Below are 23541 nucleotides of genomic sequence, written 5' to 3'. Positions count from 1 at the left end.
CCCTGCAGGGCAAATTCTGTCAGAATGGCTCACTTCTTCGACTATGCTTTTTCCAGCTGTAAATAACGAATTGGCGAAAACTATGTACGTGGCAGACACTCCTCCGGAAACGGTTGATGATGTAGAACGCATTCTCCTGGTGGATGACAACCCTACCAACTTGCAGGTGCTGCTGCAGACCCTCAGTGGACGAGGCTACAAGCTTCTTATTGCGAAAAACGGTGAAAGTGCTGTGAGGATTGCCCACAAGGCCAAGCCAGCGCTGGTTTTACTGGATATCATGATGCCAGGCATGGACGGCTATGAAGTGTGCCGTCAGCTGAAAGAAGATCCGGCTACCAGCAATATTACCGTGATTTTTCTATCAGCCCTTGATGACACCAAGGACAAGGTTCGGGGTTTGGAAACCGGTGCCGTTGACTTTATCTCCAAACCTTTTCAGGCAGAAGAAGTGATTGCCCGGGTAGAAACCCAGCTCAAGATACATCGACTGGAGCGGGCGCTTTCTGCCCGCAATCGACAGCTTGAAGCTGACAAGGCCCGTATTCTGGAAAGCATGAACGAAGGTATCTTCGGGTTGGACAGCTGGGGGCGAATCACCTTTGCCAATGCAGCTGCCTCCATTATGACGGGCTGGCCAATGGACACCCTCATCAATCGTAGCCTGATTGAACTGATGCTGGATGAAGCGGGAGAGGAAGCACGCAGTCTGCATCTGGCTCCCATTCAGGAGGCATTGAGTAAAGGGGTCAGCATAAGGGTGGACGATGCACTCTTCTGGCATAAAGAAGGTTCATCATTCCCGGTCAGTTATTCATGCACTCCCATTATGGAAGAGGGGCAACCCAGTGGTGCCGTGGTGGTCTTTACTGACATCAGCAGCAAAAAGCGTGGACAGGCAGCGTTGCAGAAGGCTCTGGACGAACTGGAAACCCAGAAGGAAAAACTGACCCATGTTTCCCGTTTGAGTATCATGGGGGAGATGGCCGCAGGTTTTGCCCATGAAGTGAACCAGCCTCTGACCGCAATTTCCAACTACGCTCAGGTAGCCAAGCGCATGATGGTCAGGTTGGAACATAAAGACGACGATATTTACGATTCGCTTTATGAGGCTATGGACAAAATTAATATCCAGGCCCGCCGTGCCGGTGAGATCATTGCCCGGATTCGCTCATTTGTTAAAAAGCCTGATCACGTTCTGGGTTGTGTCGATCCGATCAAGCTGATTAGCGATACTGTCAAGCTGGCTGAGGTGGATGCTCGAAATAACAGTATGGAAATTCATACTGAGGTGGCCCAGGACCTGCCAGAGGTGAAAGTGGACCCGGTGCAGATTCAGCAGGTAGCTTTGAACCTGATTCGCAATGGTATGGAAGCCATGAGAGATCAGGACACCCGCGATATAGGTGTCTGGGTTAAGGCAGAGCAGATCGATGATCAGTTCGTCAAGGTATCCGTCATTGACCGGGGTTATGGGTTGGCTGCTGACGCAGAAGAAAAACTGTTCACGCCTTTCTACACCACCAAGTCAGATGGTATGGGGATCGGTCTGACAGTTTGCCACTCGATTATTCAATCCCATGGTGGTCGATTGACGTTCAATCGTCACCCTGAGGGCGGCACTATTTTTGAGTTTACAATGCCGATTGCCTGACTCTCCCCGCCTCATCTCTTAAGTGGCAGCCAAATGATGGGTGAGTCAGAGGATAATATGAACCTTCGATGGGGCAACTGTACGAAAGAACTTCATAATAACTGCAGTCATCTTTGAAACATAAATAAATATAACCGCCGACCAAGGGGGAAACATACGACGGTTTGCAATAGTAACTGCCATCGGGGGGGGTCCGAATCCATAGATAGTTACCTGTTTCTTCGTCAAATAGCTCGCTATTCTCCTCAGAAACAGAGATTTTTATCCTCAATTTCTTGCAATCCTCGCTACGGACGCTTAAGTCCGACAGGCTGCCAGCGGATCACGTAGCATCCTGATTCCAATCAATTTGCATTCAGGATTAAAGCTGCTTCGATCGCATCCAGCAGCAAAGGCTATGCTATCGGGCGACGCTTTAAGGTGAAACGGGTAAAGTTCAGAAAGTTTGCTGTCCAGGGGCACTATGCAGGCATAGCATCATTCCTGTATAACCGTCGGCAGGTTATAATGCCCGGCTGAACAAAAACGGTTGTGTTCGGTTAACAGCTGTTTTGCTAAATCGGAAAGTCTGGTTGAGCCGAATGTTGTGACTGCCTTGAACAATGTTCTGGATTTCTGTCGGGTGAACAAGGAGCACGCAGTGACTGAACAGGTAACAGAGTACATGCATGAACTGGGCAAAAAGGCCCGGGAAGCCAGTGCCGAAGTAGCCAAAGCCGATACGGGCGTGAAAAACAGGGCCCTGCTGGCGATCGCTACTGAGCTGGAAGCAACTCGACCGCTACTGCGTGAAGCTAACGCTGTGGACCTGGAAAACGGACGGGGGCGAGGGCTGGATGCAGCATTGCTGGATCGCCTGGAACTGACCGATGCCCGCATTGATACCATGATCGAGAATCTGAACCAGGTGGCTTCGTTGCCTGATCCAGTGGGTACGATTGATGACCTCAAATATGTTCCCAGTGGCATTCAGGTGGGTAAAATGCGAGTCCCTTTGGGGGTTATAGGCATTATCTATGAATCTCGACCCAACGTAACCATTGAGGCTGCCAGTCTCTGTCTGAAATCCGGTAATGCTGTGATTCTACGCGGAGGCAGTGAGTCAATTGCTTCTAACAAGGCGATTGCCCAGTGCATTCAGAAGGGTTTGGCATCGGCTGGCTTGCCAGAAGCAGCGGTTCAGGTGGTAGAGACCACTGACCGAGAAGCAGTGGGAACTCTGATCAGTATGCCTGAACATGTAGATGTCATCGTTCCAAGGGGTGGCAAAGGCCTGATTGAACGCATCAGTCGTGATGCCAGGGTGCCTGTTATCAAACATCTGGATGGCATTTGCCATGTTTATATTGATGATCTGGCAGATCGGGAGAAAGCACTGGCCATTGCTGTGAATGCCAAAACTCACCGCTATGGTGTATGCAATGCCATGGAGACCCTGCTGATAAACAGAGGCGTTGCTGCCGATATGCTGCCGGAACTGGCTCAGCGCTACCAGAAATTGGGGGTTGAACTGAGAGGCTGTCCGGAGGTTTGTGCCAGGGTTCCGGATGCTTTGGCTGCCACCGAAGAAGACTGGCAGACAGAGTATCTGGCACCGGTGCTATCCATTAAATTGGTCGCTGATATGAATGAAGCTATCGAGCATATTAATCGCTATGGCTCTCACCATACCGATTCGATCATCACCGAGAGTTATACCCGGGGCCGGGACTTCCTGAGAAGAGTGGACTCCAGCTCTGTTATGATCAATGCCTCTACACGGTTTGCGGACGGCTTTGAGTATGGGTTGGGCGCTGAGATTGGTATTTCAACGGACAAAATTCATGCCCGTGGTCCTGTGGGGCTGGAGGGGCTGACATCCCGGAAATATGTAGTATTAGGCGATGGTCATATCCGGAAATAACGAATTGCCATCACTCAAGGTGGCGGTTAATGATGGTACATAATAATCACTGGTTAGGTACTTAGGTACTTAATCAGCAAACAATTATGACAAAAGCCTGTACAATTCATGTTCGGGCTTTTGGTTTTTATCGAGTTCTAAAGAGATATATGCAATCTGAACAACTGAAGCAACTGGTCGTTGATGCTATTGAAGAGATGAAAGGTAGCGACATTACCTCTCTTGACGTTTCTGGGCTGACCAGCGTGACTGATTACATGATTATCGCCAGCGGTACTTCCAACCGTCATGTGAAGTCTGTGGCAGACAATGTAATTGACAAGTGCAAGAAAAATGGTGTCCGTCCACTGGGTACAGAAGGTCAGGAAAAATCCGAATGGGTTTTGGTCGACATGGGTGATGTTGTAGTGCATGTTATGATGCCAGCTACCCGTGCATTCTATGATCTTGAACGCCTCTGGGAGGCCAGCGAGGAACAGCAGGCTACCGAGCAGTCCTGATGCGTGTTCGTCTGATCTCCGTTGGCTCGAAAATGCCAGCGTGGGTTGATGAAGGCTACAGGGAGTACAGTCGTCGTCTGGGGTCTGAGCTAAAACTGGATCTGATTGAGATTCCGCTGAATCGGCGCAGCAAGGGAGCTGACATCAGTCGCCTGCAGCAAAAAGAAGCCGGACAAATGCTGGCGGCAGCCGGGCAGGGTGACTTGATACTGACCATGGAAATCACAGGGAAACCCTGGTCGACGGAGAAACTGGCGGACAATATAGGAGGGTGGATGCATTCTGGCCGTAATGTCAGCCTGATGGTCGGAGGGCCAGAAGGGCTTCATCCCAGTGTGATGGCCCGGGCTGATCTCCGATGGTCGCTGTCGCCATTGACGTTACCTCACCCCCTGGTCAGGGTAGTTGTTGCTGAACAGGTCTATCGTGCCTGGAGTATCCTCAAGAATCACCCCTATCATAAATAGACAGTTATACAGATGCCGGTGAATACCTTAAAGGACCACAAAGCAGAGCAACGGATTGTCAGCATTCGGGTCTGGTTAGCGCTGGTCTTCACGATCCTGTTGGTCATGGTGCTGATTTCCAGACTTTTCTATCTGCAGGTGGTTCAATACGATGAATTGGCCACCCAGTCTGAAGAAAACCGTGTTCTTTTACAGACAGTGCCTCCGGTTCGGGGACTGATCTATGACCGAAATGACCGATTGCTGGCAACCAACCGCTCCAGTCAGACGCTGGCTATTGTTCGGGAGCGTGTAGAAGATCTTGATCAGCTGCTCGATGATATTGCCCGATTAATTAATGTTACCGAGACTGAACGCAGTCGTTTTATGCAGCAGATAAATCGACGCAGGCCTTTTGAATCGGTCCCCCTCAAATTTCGCCTGAACGACGAGCAGGTTGCGCTGATTGCAGTAAACCAGTTTCGCCTGCCGGGTGTCGAGATTAATGCCGAACTGGTTCGTGAATACCCTGAAAGCGATGCTTTTGCTCATAGCGTCGGTTATGTGGGGCGAATCAACGAGCGTGAGTTAAAAAACCTCGATCCGGCTCTTTATACCGGCACATACACTGTCGGTAAGATCGGTCTGGAACGTTTTTATGAGCCTGTATTGTTAGGTAAGCCAGGCTATCAGGAAGTTGAAGTCAATGCCCGTGGTAGGGTGACCAGGGTTCTGAGCCGGGTCAATCCGATCCCAGGTAAAGATTTGCAGCTGTTTATTGATACCGATCTGCAAAATGCAGCTATTAAGGCAATGCAGGGAAGAAGGGGGTCCGTGGTGGCTCTGGATCCCAAGACCGGTGGTGTGATGGCCATGGTCAGTAATCCGGCGTTCGATCCCAATCTGTTTGTGACCGGAATCGATTACGCTACTTTCAATGATCTGAATACGGATATCGAAAAGCCGCTCTATAATCGTGCGACATTGGGTGAGTATCCACCGGCTTCCACGATCAAGCCACTGGTTGCTCTTGGCCTGCTGGACAATAACGTGGTGGATAAGAATGACAAAATCTATGACAAAGGCTGGTTCCAACTCCCGGGCAGTGAGCACCGTTTCCGGAACTGGAACCGTAAGGGTGACGGCTGGATTGATCTGAATCGGGCAATCCTGCGTTCCAACGATACTTTCTTCTACAAGGTCGCTGAAAAAATGGGGATTGATCGCCTCCATGATTTTCTCAGCCAGTTCGGGATGGGGCGCAGCAGCGGTATTGATATTCATGAAGAAAGAGCAGGTTTGCTGCCTTCAACAGAGTGGAAACGGGGCGCTTATGGTCAGCCCTGGTATCCCGGGGAAACGGTTATTGCCATTATTGGTCAGGGCTACATGCTGACGACTCCCATGCAATTAGCCGAACTGGTTACCCTGATTGCCAACCGGGGGAAACATGTGGAGCCCCGACTGGTGAAGGAAGACATTCCGGAGTTGCAAAGCCCTGAATGGGGAGAGGATATTGAGTTGGACGACCAGCATTGGGGTTTGGTCATCGATGCTATGGAAAAAGTGGTCAGTTACAATCGGGGCACGGCTTACTGGCGAATTGGTCGTGGCCTGAAGTATCGAATGGCAGGAAAAACAGGTACTGCCCAGGTGGTCAGTATTCCTCAGGGTGAAGAATATGATGCTGAGAAACTCAAGGAGTTCGAGCGGGACCATAGTCTTTTTGTGGCCTTTGCGCCTGTTGAAGATCCCCAGATAGCAATGGCTGTGGTATTGGAGAACAACAATGGTGCTGCCAACGTAGCACGGGAGGTGATGGACTTTTATCTGCTTCCCAAACTCGCCAGGGCCGAACAGGAGAAAGCCAGTGCTGAAAACAAGAGGACCGCACAATGACCGGCCAGGATTTTGTTCGCCAGCTGAATGAAGGACAGGGCTTTCACAGGGTGCCGGACTGGTCAGAGCGCCTGCATATCGACTTTATGCTGATAGGGTTTGTGGTCATTGTCTGTGGAGCTGGTCTGTTCGTTCTGTATAGTGCCAGTGGACAGGATATGAGCATTGTTATTCGACAGGCTGTCTATATGCTCATTGGTTTTGTTGGAATGATCATCATTGCCCAGGTTTCACCCCGACTGCTGATGCGGTTGTCACCGTGGATATATATCGGTGGAGTCATTCTCTTGATCGCTGTGCTGTTTATGGGCATTCATTCCAAGGGCGCGCAGCGTTGGATTCAATTGCCTTTTATACGATTTCAGCCCTCAGAAATCATTAAGCTGATTATGCCGATTGTGGTGGCGAGCTATCTTTCTAAACGACAGTTGCCGCCTTCTATAAGGGATATTGCGGTGGTACTGATTCTGATAGGTATTCCGGTCGTGTTGATTGCCAGACAGCCCGATCTGGGAACCTCTCTGCTGATTGGTGCTTCAGGCCTGTTTATATTATTACTGGCCGGGTTGAGGAAGCGGCTGATTTTTTCTGCCATTATGCTGGCTGTTCCTTCTATCTGGGGCTTCTGGCATTTTGTCATGCTCAATTATCAGAAGCAGCGGGTATTGACCTTTCTCAATCCCCAGAGTGATCCATGGGGTGCAGGCTGGAATATTATCCAGTCAAAAATTGCCATAGGGTCGGGTGGGCTATACGGGAAAGGCTGGCTTTTGGGAACTCAGTCGCATCTGGATTTTCTGCCAGAAAGTCATACTGATTTTATTATTGCAGTACTGGCAGAAGAGTTTGGCCTGATGGGATGCCTGGTTCTTCTGGCATTATATGCGCTGATTATTGGTCGAGGTCTGTTTATAACGCTGAAGGCTCAGACTCTGTTTGGCAGACTGCTCGCAGGTAGTATTACATTGACGTTTTTTGTCTACATCTTCGTTAATATTGGTATGGTGAGCGGCCTGCTCCCCGTGGTCGGGGTACCTCTGCCTCTGGTGAGTCGGGGGGGAACCTCGCTGGCTACCCTGATGGCTGGCTTTGGTCTGTTGATGTCGATACATACTCATAAAACATTTCTGGGGCAAAGCCGATAATCAAAGAGAGAGCTTTTATCCGTACGTTATCTCCAGAAAGATTTATTATGCAGGCTCGCTGGCTCTGTTGACTTTAGATGCTGTCTGCATGAGCTATAATGAGGGTCGACCCGTTGTTCGTATGATCTGGAATGTTTGTCATGCAGCCCATTCAGTTTAAGGACACCCTGCGGGCAACGACTACTGCCGATCAGATCAATGTCCTTCACAAAACTCTTTCTCCCTTATCAGACTCCGACAAGCAGGAAGACTCTCCGGTGAGTCCCTGCCGCCGGGAACGATATCTTAAGATCCTTTCAATCTCACAGGAGAGCTTCATAGATCAGTTTTTCTGCATTGGCAAAACAACATTTAACTTAAACAGGGCCGGTATGCTAGTTGTCTCTTCATGACTGCTGTAGAGTAGGCACTATCCCGTATGAAGTTATATCAGCTAACGGCATTCACTTGAGTAGTAGCAGGGAGGGTTTATGGCCTTAAGAATGGTAAAAGAATTTTTAGGACTGCCGCCATTTCGACTCATGGCTGCAGGCGTATTATTGAGCGGCTGTCTTCTTTCAGGATCGGTAACGGCTGCCGGTACTGAAAAGGCAGTCGATAGTCAGCCTGACTATGCACTTCAACCGGAGGTGAAGGCGTTCATCGATGATCTGGTGAAGAACGAACAGTTTTCCCGTAAGGAACTGCAAGACATTCTGGGTAAGGCAAGCAAGTCTGAAAGAGTACTTGAGTTGATCAGCAGACCTGCTGAGAAACGTCTGGAGTGGAAAGATTACCGAAAGATTTTTATGACTCCGGAGCGAGTAGACCTTGGTGTGGATTTCTGGGAGGCTCACGAGAAAACGCTCTCCAGAGTTGAAAAAGAGTATGGTGTGCCAGCGGATGTGATTGTGGCCATTATCGGTGTAGAAACATACTATGGCCGTCAGACCGGTGGGTTTAAGGTTCTCGATGCTCTTTCTACCCTGAGTTTTGATTACCCTCCGCGCAGCAAGTTTTTCACTCAGCAGCTGAAGGAGTTTCTGATTCTGACCCGTGAGCAGGAGCTGGATGCTTCAGATCTGACCGGCTCTTACGCTGGAGCCATGGGTATACCCCAGTTTATGCCCTCCAGTTACAGGGCTTATGCGGTAGATTATACCGGCGATGGTCAGTCCAACATCTGGAAGCATGAAGAAGATGCAATTGCCAGCGTTGCTAACTATCTGCGAGAAAATGGCTGGAAAGTTGGCAAGCCTATCGTCAGTAAAGCGAAGGTTACCGGAACCAAATATGAGAAAGCGGTGTCTGATTCTGTCAGGCCGCAAAAAACTCTAAAGCAGCTGGAAGGTTCTGGCTGGCATCCTGAAGCCCTTTTACCAGAGACTGCCAAGGCAGCTGCCATCAAGCTTGAAGGGGATAAGGGGCCGGAGTACTGGCTGGGGATGCATAATTTTTATGTCATTACGACCTATAACCGCAGCAAGCTTTATGCAATGGCCGTTTATCAGCTAGCAAGAGATGTAAAAACGGGCTATATAACATCAGCATCAAAGTCTGCGAAGACATTGGCAGGAAAGCAGTCTGAATAGTCTGAGCCTACCTGTTCATTAATGAAGGTACCGTTTTTATGCTTGGGTCATAAAAGCGGTTTTCTTTTTTGCCTCGCGGATATTCGTTCAGGCTCCTGGCCTCAGGCAGGGTAACGTTAAAGCACCATATCCTATGAAATCGATAATCAGAGCAAGATCTGTAGCAGGGAGCCTTTTGGGACTGACCCTTCTCCTGTTAAACGGTTGTGTCACCGTTGAGGACGGGCCTCCTACCGAGAAAAGGGATGTCAGTCAGATTCCTGATGCTATCCCTGTCGCCCATGATGGTCGGTTCAAGCATTCTCCTTATGAACTCAATGACGTGACCTATACCCCTATGAAGAGTGCCAAAGGCTATCAGGAAAAGGGCAAGGCCTCATGGTATGGCACCAAGTTTCATGGTAAGCAGACAGCTAACGGTGAAGTTTACGATCTTTACGGTATGACTGCGGCGCACAAGACTTTGCCCCTGCCTTCCTATGTCAAGGTCACTAACAGTCACAATGGCAAGTCGGTTGTACTTCGGGTCAATGATCGTGGACCATTCCACGGCGATCGTATTATAGACCTCTCCTATGCTGCTGCCCTCAAGCTGGGGTTCGCTAATAAAGGAGTCACTGATGTGCTGGTAGAGGGGATAGATGTCAGATCTCTTGCTGCCGCCAAAGGCAATGAAGCACTTACTGAGGGTGGTAATAATCAACTGCTCTTCGTACAACTGGCTGCGCTAAAGAATTATCACTATGCCCAGATATTGCGTCGGCAGGTGGCTGAGACCATAGGCAGTGATATCAGAGTGGTGAAAGGGGAAGAGGAGCCAGATCCTTTTTACCGCGTCAGGATTGGGCCGGTGCAGACGATCGAGCATCTTGAAGAACTCCTTGAGAAGCTGGATGAGGGCGATTTTGACGTGCCTTACCTGATTTACGAAGAGGTTATTGAGGCTTCCGGGAAGTAGTTTGAGCCAGTCTTTTTTTGTCGGCCAGACCGATATTCTCTCGTGGCCTGACAGACTTTCACTGACCAGGCAATGAACACATTACATTCTATTTTCAATGCTTCTCTTAAACTCGTTAGTCGGTAACATTATAATGGCCGACAACAGTGAATTTCAGAGCTAATTTCTATAATGATCAAACGATTAAATCCTGTCCGGGCCAACCGTGAGCGATTGAAAAGGTTAGCCGGATGGGTGTCCATGCTATTTATTCTGGCCACCGGCGCAGCTCAGGCTAAAGCCGCTGCCCTGATTCCCGCTGCACCCAAGATTGCTGCCGACAGCTTTGTATTGATGGATGCCGACAGCGGAGAGATCTTGGCCTCCGAGAATGCTGATGACCCTGTTCACCCTGCCAGCCTGACCAAAATGATGACCGCTTACATTGCCGAGGTTGAGCTGGCGTCTGGCAATATTCATCGTGATGATGAAGTGGTGATCAGCGAAAAAGCCTGGAAAATGGGCGGCTCAACCATGTTCATTGAGGTGGGTGAGCGGGTTCCGGTACAGGAGCTGTTGAAAGGTATTATCATCGTCTCCGGTAACGACGCCAGTGTCGCCATCGCTGAACATATTGCTGGCAGCGAAGACGCCTTTGCCGAGCTGATGAACAATACGGCCGGGCGACTGGGAATGATTAACTCCAATTTTGTCAATGCATCGGGCTGGCCTGCGCCTGATCATTATTCCACCGCAATGGATCTTGCGATATTGTCTCGTCATATCGTCAAGGATTACCCTGAGTATTATGAGCTTTATGCTCAGAAGTATTATCAATACGGTACCAACAAAAAAACCGGTAAGCCATTGCGTCGTCAGCCTAACCGAAACCGTTTGTTATGGACTAACCCTAATGTTGATGGTCTGAAAACGGGGCATATTGAGGCCAGTGGTTTTGGTCTGGCGGCAACCGCAAAGCGCGATGGGCGTCGTCTGATTACAGTTATCCTGGGTGCCAGAGGTGAGAAGCAGCGTGCTGCGGAGGCGCAGAAACTGCTGACCTATGGTTTCCGTTTCTTCGAAAATGTGGATGTTAAAAAAGGTGGCGTAACACTTGAAACTGTGCCGGTCTGGAAAGGTACTCAGGATCAGGTAGACGTCGCCATCGACAAGGATCTGATTGTCACAGTACCCAGACATACGGGTAAGAAGCTGAAAGCGACTCTGGATATCGATCCAATTGTTGAAGCACCTGTTGAAGCTGGCCAGCAGCTGGGTACACTGAAAGTGACTATCGATGATGAGATTATTAAAGAAGTCCCTCTCAGAGCAGAGACTGCAATAGAGCGTGGTGGCTTCTTCAAACGTCTGTGGGATAGTATCGTGCTGTTCTTTAAAGGACTGTCCTGAACATTCAGTGGCAGCAGTGAGTGAAATACCCATACCTTCAGGCTCGCTGAATCTGAAGGTCTTTCATTTATCATCAGTGTAAAAAATGACCGATCAAGAAGCGCCAAAAATTGAATTTCCCTGCGATTACGAGATCCGTATTGTGGGTAATGCAGCTGTGGATTTTCAGGAAGCTGTCTGCGCTATCGTCAAGCAGCATGCCTCGGATTACGATGGTAACTTCCGGCTGAAAGAAAGTCGAACTGGCAAATACACTTCTGTTATGGTGACTATTCGGGCCACCGGAGAACCTCAGCTGAAAGCGATCTTCGAAGCTCTGAAAGCGACCGGCCGGGTGCAAATGGTACTTTGATGAAACTGAACATCCGCTACCTGGGCAGGCGGCCTTATGAGCCAGTGTTCGAGGCTATGAAAGCGTTCACCGAACGCAGAGATGAGCAGACGGTTGATGAGTTCTGGTTTGTCGAGCATGATCCTGTCTTTACTCAGGGTCAGGCCGGCAAGCCTGAACATGTTCTGGCACCCGGAGATATTCCTGTGGTCCAGGTGGACCGTGGAGGCCAGGTCACTTATCACGGTCCGGGTCAGCTGGTGGTCTACCTGCTGATGGATGTTCGCCGCTCAGGCAGTGGTCCCAGGCAGGTGGTTTCAGCTATTGAGAAGGCCATCATCAAAGTACTGTCAAGCTATGGTATTGAATCCTGCGCCAGGCCGGATGCTCCCGGCGTTTACATTGATGGGGCAAAAATTGCCGCCCTGGGGCTGCGATTCAGGCAGATGAAAAGTTACCATGGACTGAGTTTCAATCTGGATATGGATCTGGAGCCTTTTACCCGTATCAACCCCTGCGGTTACAAGGATCTACAGGTCGCCCAGCTCAGGGAATTTCAAAATCCTGTACAATGGGATGAAGTGAGCAATCGCTTACTTGAGTGCCTTATGAAGGAACTTGGGTATAATGAGGCTCACACAGTAAAGGAAGCAACAGAGTCTGATCTGGCTCAAGAGGCCTGAGCAATCTGTCTTCAAATTCAAGTGAGTGAACGAACGGCTTCACAAACCGGTACAACTGACCAATATGACTGGGACTCTATGACCGATAGCAACCTGATTCCAACCGTCCAGATTCCGGCTGTTACTATTCAGAGTGGCGAGAAATTCGTCAATGAAAAAGGCATTACCGCCATTAAGAATGGCATCAAAGCCAGCAATCGCTCCGAGGAAGCGGTTCAGCCTTTTATGCGCAAGCCGGAGTGGTTGAGAATCAAGCCCAGGTACGGCAGTAAGTTCAAAGAAGTCCAAGGGACGGTTCATGAGCACAAGCTGAGTACCGTTTGTGAAGAAGCCATGTGCCCCAACATTAATGAATGCTGGAGTTCCGGTACCGCCACTATCATGCTGATGGGCGATGTCTGTACCCGTGCCTGTCGCTTCTGTGCGGTGAATACTGGTAACCCCAAAGGCTGGCTGGATAAAGATGAGCCAGACCATACGGCCAACAGCGTAAAACTGATGAACCTGAAATACCTGGTTCTGACCTCTGTTAACCGTGATGATCTGGAAGATGGCGGTGCCGGTCACTATGCCGCCGTCGTAAAACGCGTAAAGGAAGTCAATCCTGAAACCGACGTTGAAGCACTGACACCGGATTTTCTCGGTGTTCTGGCTGATGTTGAAACGGTGGTCGACAGTGGTATTGCCGTTTTTGCCCAAAATGTTGAAACCGTTAAACGACTGACACATCCTGTTCGTGACCCGCGTGCCAGCTACGAACAGACGCTCAATGTTCTGGCCCACTCCAAAAAATATCGCCCTGACGTACTCACCAAAACCAGTTTGATGCTGGGCCTGGGCGAGACCGAGGAAGAGATCATCGAGACTATGAATGATCTCAGGGCCATTGATTGCGATATCCTGACCCTGGGGCAGTATCTTCAGCCCACCAAAAACCATTTACCCATTGAGCGCTACGTGACCCCACAAGAGTTTGAGAAGTATCGTCAATGGGGCCTGGAAAGAGGTTTTGTTGAAGTCGTAGCCGGTGCCCTGGTCCGTTCCAGCTATCGTGCTGAGCAGGTGTTGCAGAAGAATAATGTGGGTCTGGGCTCTTGAGTGACAGCAAACAATCAGCTATCCATCCATAGTTCAATGATTTTCAACGTGCCATCGCCATGGATGATCATCACATCATAGGGTGGTCATTGGCACTGAAGCTAGTTAAGTCGACCCTCCCATAACAGGGGAGGCTGACTTTTGTCTCATTCACTGGCAAATCTTCTTAAAACCTCTCTTGGCTGGCAACAATCCCGTATTGACCTTATTGCGTTGGTTATTTTTGGCCTCATTCAGATGGGTATTCTTTTGTTTCATTGGAAAAGGAGGTTCGTGTAACCGTCGATTAATCTCAAAATACAATGATGCACTACACTGAGGCCTTTAAAGACGTTTTACAGGGAATCATGAAAATGAATAATTTTCAGCGTTGTTTTGCTTTTTTAATCCCTCCTCTATTCCTCCTGAAGACTCTTAGCCTGCAAGCTCAGAACATCACTCAATCTACAACCGCTATTCCTACAGCCTCTATTCCTACAAGCCCCCCTCCTCTGACGGTACCATGCGATTCTCTTAAAGGTCAGACGACAGGGGTTCATCAGCGGTTAAACGATTATAAAGACCTTGTTAGCAGACGACAGTGCATTGTTCTCAGAACCAACTCTTCAGAAAATTTTGGCAAGTTTTTAAATGAGATTCCAAAGGACACCGTTATATTGTTCTCTTCCGAAACTACTTCTGGTGAAACGCTTTATCCACCTGTTATTACCCATTCACCAGGTAAAATCCCGGTTGTGTATCTAATTGAAAGTGAAATAGTTTTGAAGGATGGTCAGGACATTATCGGGGCTCCAAATGAAGGTTACGAAATCATCATCTCGCCTTTTGCAATGTATAGAGATTTAGATATGATCACGTTTGGGTCCCATAATTACTTTAGTTTCAATCAAACAAAAGACAGCCATATAAGACACATTACTTTCCAGCCAGCTGCACCTGGTGGGCGCAAACCAATTAGCTCTATTATTTCGGCACATTGTATTAACCGGAAACTGATTGTAGAAAACAATCTATTCGATCTCAGTTGCCAGGAGGGAGTCAGAATTGATTGCAGACTACCTCTGGATGCATCTGTCAATGATTTACACCAGGGTCCGGCCCTGATGTTCACCAATAACACAGTCACTGGTAATACCATCGGTACGTGGCTCGGCGACTACATTCCTGATGGAGGGCTATTTATTAAACTTCCCACCATCAAAAGCCAGTCACATAGGATCGCCGTTAACGGGAACACATTCCAGGGGAAGATGGGGTGGGTGGCTGAGTTACATATTGGACCGGGAAGCAGTATCGATATCTTTAGAAACACGATCGACATTGACAATGTAGGCGAAATTGGGGGGGAAATTTCGTCGCCGGTATATAAAAAAGAAAAATTTGGTTTCTCTCTTGTCGGTCATTCGGATACCAATGAAGAACCTCCTGTTTATAATCTTGCGGGCAATCAGATCCGGGTAAAAAATACAGCTTTAGATATCAAAGGAATCGTTAAGCTGGCCCTCGCTTGCAACCACTTTCAGGCAGTCAAACTCTGGCGACAACAGCAGCATGAATACAGCATTAAAGCCGCAGATCCATTATCACTGGCAGATAAGTGCGAAAGATCCGTGAATGCAAGCATGGCAACTGTCGGCCCACTTACACTTTCCCGGATTGTGAATATCTGGACACCCATCGAGAATTCCACAGCCAGTGCTTTAAGTGGACTCACCAACGTCGAGGGTCAATTCTACTTTAACTCATCAGTTTTGCTGACAGTCAATTCGTCCTCTGTTTCACCTTATGGCATGACCTCCACTTCATCAGCAGGTACAAAAGTCATGACGACTGTGTTGGGTGTCATGACCAACCCGACAGTCGATTCGTCCTCTGTTTCACCTTATGGCATGACCTCCACTTCATCAGCAGGTACAAAAGTCATGACGACTGTGTTGGGTGTCACGACCAACCTGACAGACAATTCGCCCTCTGTTTCTCCTTATGACGTGACCTCCACTTCATCAGCAGGTACAGAAGTCATGACGGCTATGTTGGGTGTCATGACCAACCTGACAGACAATTCGCCCTCTGTTTCTGCTTATGACGTGACCTCCACTTCATCAGCAGGTACAGAAGTCATGACGACTATGTTAGGTGTCATGACCAACCCGACAGACAATTCGCCCTCTGTTTCTGCTTATGACGTGACCTCCACTTCATCAGCAGGTACAGAAGTCATGACGACTGTGTTGGGTGTCATGAGCAACCTGAAAGACAATTCGCCCTCTGTTTCTGCTTATGACGTGACCTCCACTTCATCAGCAGGTACAGAAGTCATGACGACTATGTTAGGTGTCATGACCAACCCGACAGACAATTCGCCCCCTGTTTCTCCTTATGACGTGACCTCCACTTCATCAGCAGGTACAAAAGTCATGACGACTGTGTTGGGTGTCATGACCAACCTGACAGACAATTCGCCCTCTGTTTCTCCTTATGACGTGACCTCCACTTCATCAGCAGGTACAGAAGTCATGACGACTGTGTTGGGTGTCATGACCAACCTGACAGACAATTCGACATCTGTTCCTCCTTTTAACCAGTCCTCCACGCCATCAGCGGGTACAAAAGTCATGACCACTGTGTTGGATGTCATGACCAGTCTGACCCTGATGTTGAGCCTGTACCTGAACATACCTCAGGCTTAAAAAGGCTGTCGAAAAAGTGCTGTGCTTTGCTCGCTACTTTTGTAACAACCTCAGCCTGTTGAGGTTCTTGCGTGAATTGAACGAAATTAAGGGCGCAATCCCACTTCTTTAGAGCCGGGTCAAGCCTTTGCAAGGCGCTAGCCTTGCTGTGACAATTGCTTAGACATTGTTACTGACTTTTTCGAGGTAGTGACCAATAAAATGCTCTGGGGTATCCGACTAAAAGCCAATCCAACAGATCAGCAAAAGTTGGTTCTGTCTCAATGGGTGGGCTGCACCCGGGTTATGGGTATATATCAGCACTGATATAGGACCAAACTGCGCCAACGTATGCACCAGTAGCAAAACCAGCAAAATGAGAAGCAGAAAGGTAGCCATAACTTGCATAAGCTATAGGACAACAGACAAGGCCAACAACCGCACCTGTAAACCCGAAAAGTTTTAAGTCAGCCAGGCTATTTGCCACTCCAAAAACAGATCCGGTTACAATGGCTGTCCTTACACCAGCAGCCAAAGCAGACTGAACATCACCAGCCCCAGCCAAACCAGTGGCAAAGTTAATAATGCAGGGGGCACCAATAAAGGTTGCCGCAGTAAGAGCAGAGCTAGCAGCACAAATAAAAGTATCATTAGCAATTTGAGAAACTTTTCTGGTTACCCGTTCACGCAATGAACGAGTAGGAGGCATACTCTCAAGGATAAATGATGGCACTTCAGACCTACAAATAGGACATTTCTTAGATCGGTCAAACCATTGAGCAATGCATTTTCTTCCAAAGACATGAGTATCATGACACGGGAGAACTACTTTATCATCACATCGAAGATCTTCATTATCATTTTCATTAAAAGACTCGAAACAGATTTGACATACATCCGCAACATTCATCGAAAATAAACTCCATTTCTGTTCATTGTAATAATGAGATAAAAAACCGGGAGAAAAGTTCCCCAAATTTTATTGAGTGACAGTAAACGATCGGTCAATCATCCATAGTTTTGTGATTTTCGCCCTGTTACCACCATGGATAGTCAACACATGGCCATCCATGCTAAAGATGGCTGATTTGATCTCAGTATTATCGCAAATGACTGCTTTTTCTTTCCATAATCCATCGCTCCCCAGGCCGTAAATTATCCCCTTACCATCGGTACCGCAGGTGACCACATGGTTGCCATCAATACTGAAGGTTGCCGGTCCGATACTACTATCATGAGAAATGGTAGCTTTTCTCTCCCAGGATCCATTGTCCTTCCGGCTATAGATTTTCACCGTTTCATCCTCACTGCTGGTGATCACATGGCGGCTATCGGCACTGAATGTGGCTGAGCAGACCTTAAGGTAATGGCAGATGATCATTTTTTCTTCCCATGATCCATCGTCCTTCTGGCCGTAGATTTTTGCCACTCTATCTGTACCGCGGGTGACCACACAGCGGCTATCGGAGCTGAAGGTGGCTGAGAAGACCCAATCATCGTGGGTAATGATAGCTTTTTTTTCCCATGATCCATGGTAGTTCTTGCCGTAGATGATCGCCCTGCCATCCATACTGGCGGTCACCACACAGTGGCTATTGGGGCTGAAGGTGGCCGACCAGACTCCATCATCATGAGAAATGATGGCTTTTTCTTCCCATGAACCATCGGCCTCCAGGCCATAGATTTTCACCTTGTTATCGGCACTGCGGGTCATCACATGGCGACCGTCGGCACTGAAGGTGTCTGAGTTGACCCGGTTATCATGGGAAATAATGGCTTTTTCTGCCCATGACCCATCGTTCTTCTTGCCATAGATTTTCGCTTTGCCACCAAAACTGGCGGTCAACACATGGCGGCTATCGGGGCTGAAGGTGACTGAGCTTAAAAAATTATTGTGGCGAATGATGGCTTTCTCTACCCATGACCCATCGGCCTCCAGACCATAAATTTTTGCCTTGCCATCTCTACTGGCGGTCGCTGCATAGTGACTATCGGGACTGAAGGTGGCTGAGTGGACAGAGTCGTCATGGGGAATCGTTGCTTCTTCCCAGGATCGGTCGTCCTTCTTGCCATAAATTTTCGCCCTGCCACCTTTACTGGTAGCCACTAAATAGCGGCCATCAGCACTGAAGGTGACCGATTTGACACGGTAGTTATTGGGGATAGTGCCTTTTGCTTCCCATGATCCATCGCTCTCCTGGCCATAGATTTTCCATGTTTTAGAGTCACAGGCGATCACCACTTGGCTGCCATCGCCGCTGAAGACAGCTAAGTGCTCTGAACTACTGCAGGGGATGTTGGCTTTAGTCTCTAATTTAAATGTTTTGCTTTGAGACATCAGTTTAGTGAGAGTGAAAAAGAACAGAGCAGGAAAATAAATACTCGCCTGACGATCCATGATTGACTTAACTAATGCTTCATCCTTTGTAAAACGCTGCAACCATTTCTGGAGTTCATCTTTATCTTTTGCAGTGACGATTGTTTTTAGTAGAGTCTGGTGTGATGAAGCAAACCGGCGATACCACGCCCTTGCCATTGCAGCATTATTTTTGAGCCTGTTATTAATGGATGAATTTGCCCGTGTTAAATGGGCAATATCACGAGCCTGCAAATAAGTAAAAATTTTGGATTGTATATCCTCGGGTAAATCGAGCAATAATGAAAACTCATTCTTGTCACGTACAACGACGTTCCTGCCCATAGTGGTGCAACCTGGTGTATCTGATGGTGGTTGACCTGGTATTGATGAGGGTGGAGTACGTCTACCGGAATTGTTATTCAGGCAATCCATAGTTCGTTTTCCATCGTTGTTATTTATCGCTGATTGACAAGGATATTCAAAATTGATTCTGCAGCTTAGAGCCGGTTTTAGTAGGAAAGTTCACAATATTGCATGAGACTCCCCAAGCGTTTGGGAAGTAGCCTCAGCGGGGTCTGGAAAGAGGCGTTGTTGAAGAATAATGCAGGTCTGGGCTAATGAGTGACAGTAAACGATCAGTCATTCATTGATAGTTCAGTGATTTTCGCCGTGTCATCGTCATGGATGGTCAACACATGGCCATCGGCGCTGAAGATGGCTGCCCTGATCCCTTCGCGATGAGAAATGGCGGCTTTTATTTTCCATGTTCCATCGCTTACCAGGCCACAAATTTTCACCGTTTTATGGTTGCCGGCAGCGACCAGATGGCGGTCATCGAGGCTAAAGGTTGCTAATATGACATCACCATAGACATGGGAAATAATGGCTTTTTCCTCCCAGGATCCATTGTCCTTATGGCCACGTATTTTCACCTTGCTATCTTTACCTCTGGTGATCACATGGCGGCCATCGACGCTGAAAGTTGCTGATATAATTTTCAAATAATGGGAGATGATCATTTTTTCTTCCCACGATCCATCGTCCTTCTGGCCATAGATTTTCGCCACTCTGTCTGTACCGCGGGTGACCACAGAGCGGCTATCGGGGCTGAAGGTGGCTGAGAAGACCCAATTATCATGGTAAATAGTGGCTTTTTCTGCCCATGATCCATCGTCCTTCTTGCCGTAGATTATCGCTCTGCGATCGTTACTGGAGGTCACCAAGTGTCGGTTATCGGCGCTGAATGTCGCTGAGTTGACGTCTTCATTATGAGAAATAATGGCTTTTTCTTCCCACGAATCATCGGCCTTGAGGTCATAGATTTTCACCTTGCGATCAGTACTGCGGGTCACCACGTGGCGATCATCGGCGCTGAAGGTGGCTGATAAGACCCATTTATCATGGGAAATAATGGCTTTTTCTATCCATGAACCATCGTTCTTCTTGCTATAGATTTTCGCCTTGCCATCAAAACTGGCGGTCACAACATGGCTGCCATCGGTGCTGAAGGTGGCTGACTGGAGCCGTTTATCATGGGAAATAGTGACTTCTTTTATCCATGAGCCATCGTCCTTCTTGCCATAAATTTTCGCCTTGTTATTTTTAGTGGTGATCACTACAGAGCGGCTATCGTTGCTGAAGCTGGCTGAGCAGAGCGAGTCGTCGTGGGAAATAGTCACTTCTTCCCATGATCGTTCGTCCTTCTGGCCATAAATTATCGCCTTGTCATCTATATAGACAGCCACCACATAGCGGCCATCGGCACTGAAGGTGACCGATTTGAAAGAGTAATCATGGAAGATAGTGCCTTTTGCTTCCCATGATCCATCGCTCTCCTGGCCATAGATTTTCCATGTTCCAGAGTCACAGGCGATCACCAGGTGACGGCCATCGGCACTGAAGATAGCTGAGTTCTGTTGACTACTACAGCGGATGTTGGCTTTAGTCTCTAATTTAAATGTTTTACATTCAGACATCAGTTTGGTGAGAGTGGAAAAGAACAGAGCAGGAAAATAAATACTCGCCTGGCGATCCATGATTGACTTAACTAATGCCTCATCCTTTGTAAAACGCTTTAACCATTTCTGGAGTTCATCTTTATCTTTAGTAACGACAATTGTCTTTAGTCGAGTCTGGTGTGATGAAGCCAACCGGCGAAACCATGCCCTTGCCATTGCAGCATCATTTTTGAGCCTGTTGTTAATGGATGAATTTGCCCGTGTTAAATGGGCAATATCACGAGCCTGCAAATAAGTAAAAATTTTGGATTGTATATCCTCGGGTAAATCGAGCAATAATGAAAACTCATTCGTGTCACGTACAACGACGTTCCTGCCCATAGTGTTGCAACCTGGTCTATCTGATGGTGGTTGACCCGGTCTTGATGAGGGTGGAGTACTTCTACCGGAATTGTTATTCAGGCAATCCATAGTTCGTTTTCCATCGTTGTTATTTACCCCTGATTGGCGAGGATATTCAAAATTGAGTCTGCAGCTTAGAGTCGGTTTTAGTAGGAAAGTTCATAATCCTCAGTGGGGTCTGGAAATAGGGTTTGTTGAATTCCTGGCGGGTGCCCTGGTGCGCAAGTTATCCTGCTGAGCTGGTGTTGCAGAAGAATAATGCAGATCTCGGCTAACGAGTGACAGCAAACAATTAGTCATTCATCTGCAGTTCAGTGATTTTCAACGTTCTATCGCCATGGATGGTCAACACATGGCCGTCCGTGCAGAAGGTGGCTGATTCGATCGAACTATGATGGGAAATGATAGCTTTTTCTTCCCAGGTTCCATCACTCTGCCGACCATAAATTATCGCAGTGCCATCTCTACTGGCGGTGATCACATGTCGGCTATCGGGGCTGAAGGTGGCTGAGAAGACCCAATCATCATGGCAAATAGCGTCTTTTTCTTCCCATGTTCCATCGTCCTTCTTGCCGTAAATTATTGCTATGCCATCGTCACTGGAAGTCACCAAATAGCGGCTATCGGGGCTGAATGTGGCTGAGTTGACCTCTTCATCATGGGAAAAGACGGCTTTTTCTTCCCATGAACCATCGTCCTCCAGGCCATAGATTGTCACAATGTGATCATCACTGATCGTCCTCACAGAGCGACCATCGGGGCTGAAGGTGGCTGTCCTGACACAGTTGTCATGGGGAATAACAGCTTTCTCTACCCACGACCCATCGTTATTCTTGCCATAGATTTTCGCATTGCCATCAAAACTGGCGGTCACCACATGGCGGCCATCGGTACTGAAGGTGGCCGATGCTACTAACATATCGTGGGTAATGATGGCTTTTTGTGTCCACAGGCCATCGTCCCCCTGGCCATAAATTTTCGCCGTGCCATCTCCACTGGCGGTCACCACATAGCGGCCATTGGTGCTGAAGGTGGCTGATTTTACCCAGTCATTATGGGAAATAATGGCTTTTTCTTCCCATGATCCTTCGTCTGTCTTGCCATAGATTTTCGCCTTGCCGTCTCCAGCGGCGGTCACTACATAGCAACTATCGACGCTGAAGGTGGCTGAATTGACCCAGTTATCATGGGAAATAGTGGCTTTTTCTTCCCATGATCGTTCGTCTTTCTTGCCATAGATTTTCGCCTTGCCGTCTTTACTCCAGCTCACCGCATGGCGGCTATCGGCGCTGAAGGTGGCTGAATTGACCCAGTTATCATGGGAAATAGTGGCTTTTTCTTCCCATGATTGTTCGTCTTTCTGGACATAAATTTTCGCCTTGAAATCTTCAGCAGCGGTCACTATATGGCGGCCATCGTCACTGAAGGTGACCGATCTGAGACGGTTATCATGGCAGATAGTGCCTTTTGCTTCCCATGATCCATCACTCTTCTGGCCATAGATTTCCACCGTTTTATAATTCCTGACGCTCACCAGATGGCGACCATCGGTACTGAAGGTTGCTGAGCCGGTCTCGCCATAACAGGGGATCTCGCCATAACAGGGAAGGGTGGCTTTTGTCTCTAATGCAAATGTTTTACATTGAGTCATCAGTTTAGTGAGAGTGAAATAGAACAGGACAGGAAAGTGAATACTCGCCTTGTAATCCATGATTGACTTCACTAATGCTTCATCCTTTGTAAAACGCTTTAACCATTTCTGGAGTTCATCTTTATCTTTGGCAGCGACAAATGTCTTTAGTAGACTCTGGTGTGATGAAGCAAAACGGCGATACCATGCCTTTGCCATTGCAGCATCATTTTTGAGTGTGTTGTTAATTTGTGAATTTGCCCGTGTTAATTGGGTAATATCATGAGCGCGCAAATAGGTGAAAATTTTGGATTGTATTCCCGGGGGCAAATCGAGCAAAAATGAAAACTCACTCTCGTCACGTACAATGACGTTCTTGCCCATAATGGTACCACTTGATGTATCTGACGGCGGTTGACCTGTTGTTGATGAGGGTGGAGTAATATCACAGGAATTTTTATTTATGCAATCCATTGTTCGTTTCTCTTTCTCCATAGACAGTGTTTACCCTTGAATAACAAGGGTATTTAAGTACTCAACCATACGAAATCATATTTTCTGACTCATTGTTCAGGCACTCGCGGCAACTGCTCCTGCATCCATGCAGTCGTGCTGCGTTGCAACTCTGGTCACATAGCTTGCTATGTTCCCGTCGTTGCGCCTTGCAGAGCACCTGCCCAATAAGCCAGAAATATTCGATTTCGTATGGCTGAGTACTTAATATTGATTCCATGATTTTGACTCGGTTTTAGTATTAAAGTTCAATATCTATCCCTGAACGCCCATGAATAATGCAATGTGAAGTTTGATTTAAAAATCGGGACTCCTGAAATGTGAGTTTTTCTAACCATCTGATATCAGCAGACATTAGCCGCACAAAGCAAGATCGAGGCTAATCAGAAATTTTGGTATGGCTAACGGAATCCTCCAACTGATGCGCCTTCGG

18 protein-coding genes are annotated in these 23541 nt (G+C 48.0%); 14 read left to right on the top strand and 4 right to left on the bottom strand.

Annotated elements, in window-relative coordinates:
* The first annotated feature begins 82 nt into the window (after nt 1-82).
* The 14 genes from P6910_RS20390 to P6910_RS20325 all read left to right on the top strand — a co-directional run bounded on the left by P6910_RS20390 (nt 83) and on the right by P6910_RS20325 (nt 16267).
* Complete coding sequence (locus tag P6910_RS20390) at nt 83-1654, top strand: response regulator (RefSeq protein WP_317143087.1); 1572 nt, start codon at nt 83-85, stop codon at nt 1652-1654.
* Nucleotides 1655-2294: 640 nt separating this feature from the next.
* Complete coding sequence (locus P6910_RS20385) at nt 2295-3557, top strand: glutamate-5-semialdehyde dehydrogenase (RefSeq protein WP_317146575.1); 1263 nt, start codon at nt 2295-2297, stop codon at nt 3555-3557.
* A gap of 149 nt (nt 3558-3706) precedes the next feature.
* Entirely contained in the window at nt 3707-4057 is a 351-nt protein-coding gene (gene rsfS, locus P6910_RS20380) for a ribosome silencing factor (RefSeq protein WP_317143086.1), read from the top strand.
* The gene (rlmH, locus tag P6910_RS20375; protein WP_317143085.1) at nt 4057-4524 is read left to right on the top strand and encodes a 23S rRNA (pseudouridine(1915)-N(3))-methyltransferase RlmH; all 468 of its coding nucleotides are present in this window, start codon (nt 4057-4059) and stop codon (nt 4522-4524) included. Before rsfS ends, rlmH begins: the two co-directional genes overlap by 1 nt.
* Before the next feature lie 12 nt (nt 4525-4536).
* Entirely contained in the window at nt 4537-6402 is a 1866-nt protein-coding gene (gene mrdA, locus P6910_RS20370; protein ID WP_317143084.1) for a penicillin-binding protein 2, read from the top strand.
* On the top strand, nt 6399-7547 hold the full coding sequence (gene rodA, locus P6910_RS20365) for a rod shape-determining protein RodA (RefSeq protein WP_317143083.1): 1149 nt from the start codon (nt 6399-6401) through the stop codon (nt 7545-7547). Before mrdA ends, rodA begins: the two co-directional genes overlap by 4 nt.
* Before the next feature lie 140 nt (nt 7548-7687).
* Nucleotides 7688-7939, top strand: a complete 252-nt coding sequence (locus P6910_RS20360) for a hypothetical protein (RefSeq protein WP_317143082.1) — start codon at nt 7688-7690, stop codon at nt 7937-7939.
* 78 nt (nt 7940-8017) lie between these two features.
* Complete coding sequence (mltB, locus tag P6910_RS20355; RefSeq protein ID WP_317143081.1) at nt 8018-9118, top strand: lytic murein transglycosylase B; 1101 nt, start codon at nt 8018-8020, stop codon at nt 9116-9118.
* 175 nt (nt 9119-9293) lie between these two features.
* Nucleotides 9294-10076 (top strand): septal ring lytic transglycosylase RlpA family protein, encoded by a 783-nt coding sequence (locus P6910_RS20350; protein ID WP_317143080.1) that lies wholly within the window; start codon nt 9294-9296, stop codon nt 10074-10076.
* Between the two features lie 171 nt (nt 10077-10247).
* On the top strand, nt 10248-11465 hold the full coding sequence (locus P6910_RS20345) for a D-alanyl-D-alanine carboxypeptidase family protein (protein ID WP_317143079.1): 1218 nt from the start codon (nt 10248-10250) through the stop codon (nt 11463-11465).
* Nucleotides 11466-11550: 85 nt separating this feature from the next.
* Nucleotides 11551-11817 carry a DUF493 domain-containing protein gene (locus tag P6910_RS20340; RefSeq protein WP_317143078.1) on the top strand — a complete coding sequence of 89 codons (267 nt, stop codon included), beginning with the start codon at nt 11551-11553 and terminating at the stop codon, nt 11815-11817.
* The gene (gene lipB / locus P6910_RS20335; RefSeq protein ID WP_317143077.1) at nt 11817-12479 is read left to right on the top strand and encodes a lipoyl(octanoyl) transferase LipB; all 663 of its coding nucleotides are present in this window, start codon (nt 11817-11819) and stop codon (nt 12477-12479) included. The genes P6910_RS20340 and lipB overlap by 1 nt, the downstream gene beginning before the upstream one ends.
* Nucleotides 12480-12557: 78 nt before the next feature.
* Nucleotides 12558-13577: a lipoyl synthase gene (gene lipA / locus P6910_RS20330; protein ID WP_317146574.1), complete on the top strand. Its 1020-nt coding sequence runs from the start codon at nt 12558-12560 to the stop codon at nt 13575-13577.
* A 353-nt stretch (nt 13578-13930) separates the two neighbouring features.
* Nucleotides 13931-16267 carry a hypothetical protein gene (locus P6910_RS20325; protein WP_317143076.1) on the top strand — a complete coding sequence of 779 codons (2337 nt, stop codon included), beginning with the start codon at nt 13931-13933 and terminating at the stop codon, nt 16265-16267.
* 283 nt (nt 16268-16550) lie between these two features.
* Here P6910_RS20325 and P6910_RS20320 read toward each other — a convergent pair whose 3' ends face one another.
* The 4 genes from P6910_RS20320 to P6910_RS20305 form a co-directional block, all read right to left on the bottom strand.
* Nucleotides 16551-17156: an RING finger domain-containing protein gene (locus tag P6910_RS20320; RefSeq protein WP_317143075.1), complete on the bottom strand. Its 606-nt coding sequence runs from the start codon at nt 17154-17156 to the stop codon at nt 16551-16553.
* Between the two features lie 69 nt (nt 17157-17225).
* Nucleotides 17226-19037 carry a hypothetical protein gene (locus P6910_RS20315; protein ID WP_317143074.1) on the bottom strand — a complete coding sequence of 604 codons (1812 nt, stop codon included), beginning with the start codon at nt 19035-19037 and terminating at the stop codon, nt 17226-17228.
* A gap of 203 nt (nt 19038-19240) precedes the next feature.
* A complete protein-coding gene (locus P6910_RS20310) occupies nt 19241-20944 on the bottom strand; it encodes a hypothetical protein (protein ID WP_317143073.1) in 1704 nt (567 codons plus the stop codon).
* A gap of 313 nt (nt 20945-21257) precedes the next feature.
* Nucleotides 21258-23069, bottom strand: coding sequence for a WD40 repeat domain-containing protein (locus tag P6910_RS20305; protein WP_317143072.1), 1812 nt, complete (start codon nt 23067-23069; stop codon nt 21258-21260).
* Between the last annotated feature and the right edge of the window lie 472 nt (nt 23070-23541).

Source organism: Endozoicomonas sp. 8E (genome assembly GCF_032883915.1).
Lineage (GTDB): Bacteria > Pseudomonadota > Gammaproteobacteria > Pseudomonadales > Endozoicomonadaceae > Endozoicomonas_A.
This window is presented reverse-complemented; position numbering and strand designations above follow the sequence as displayed.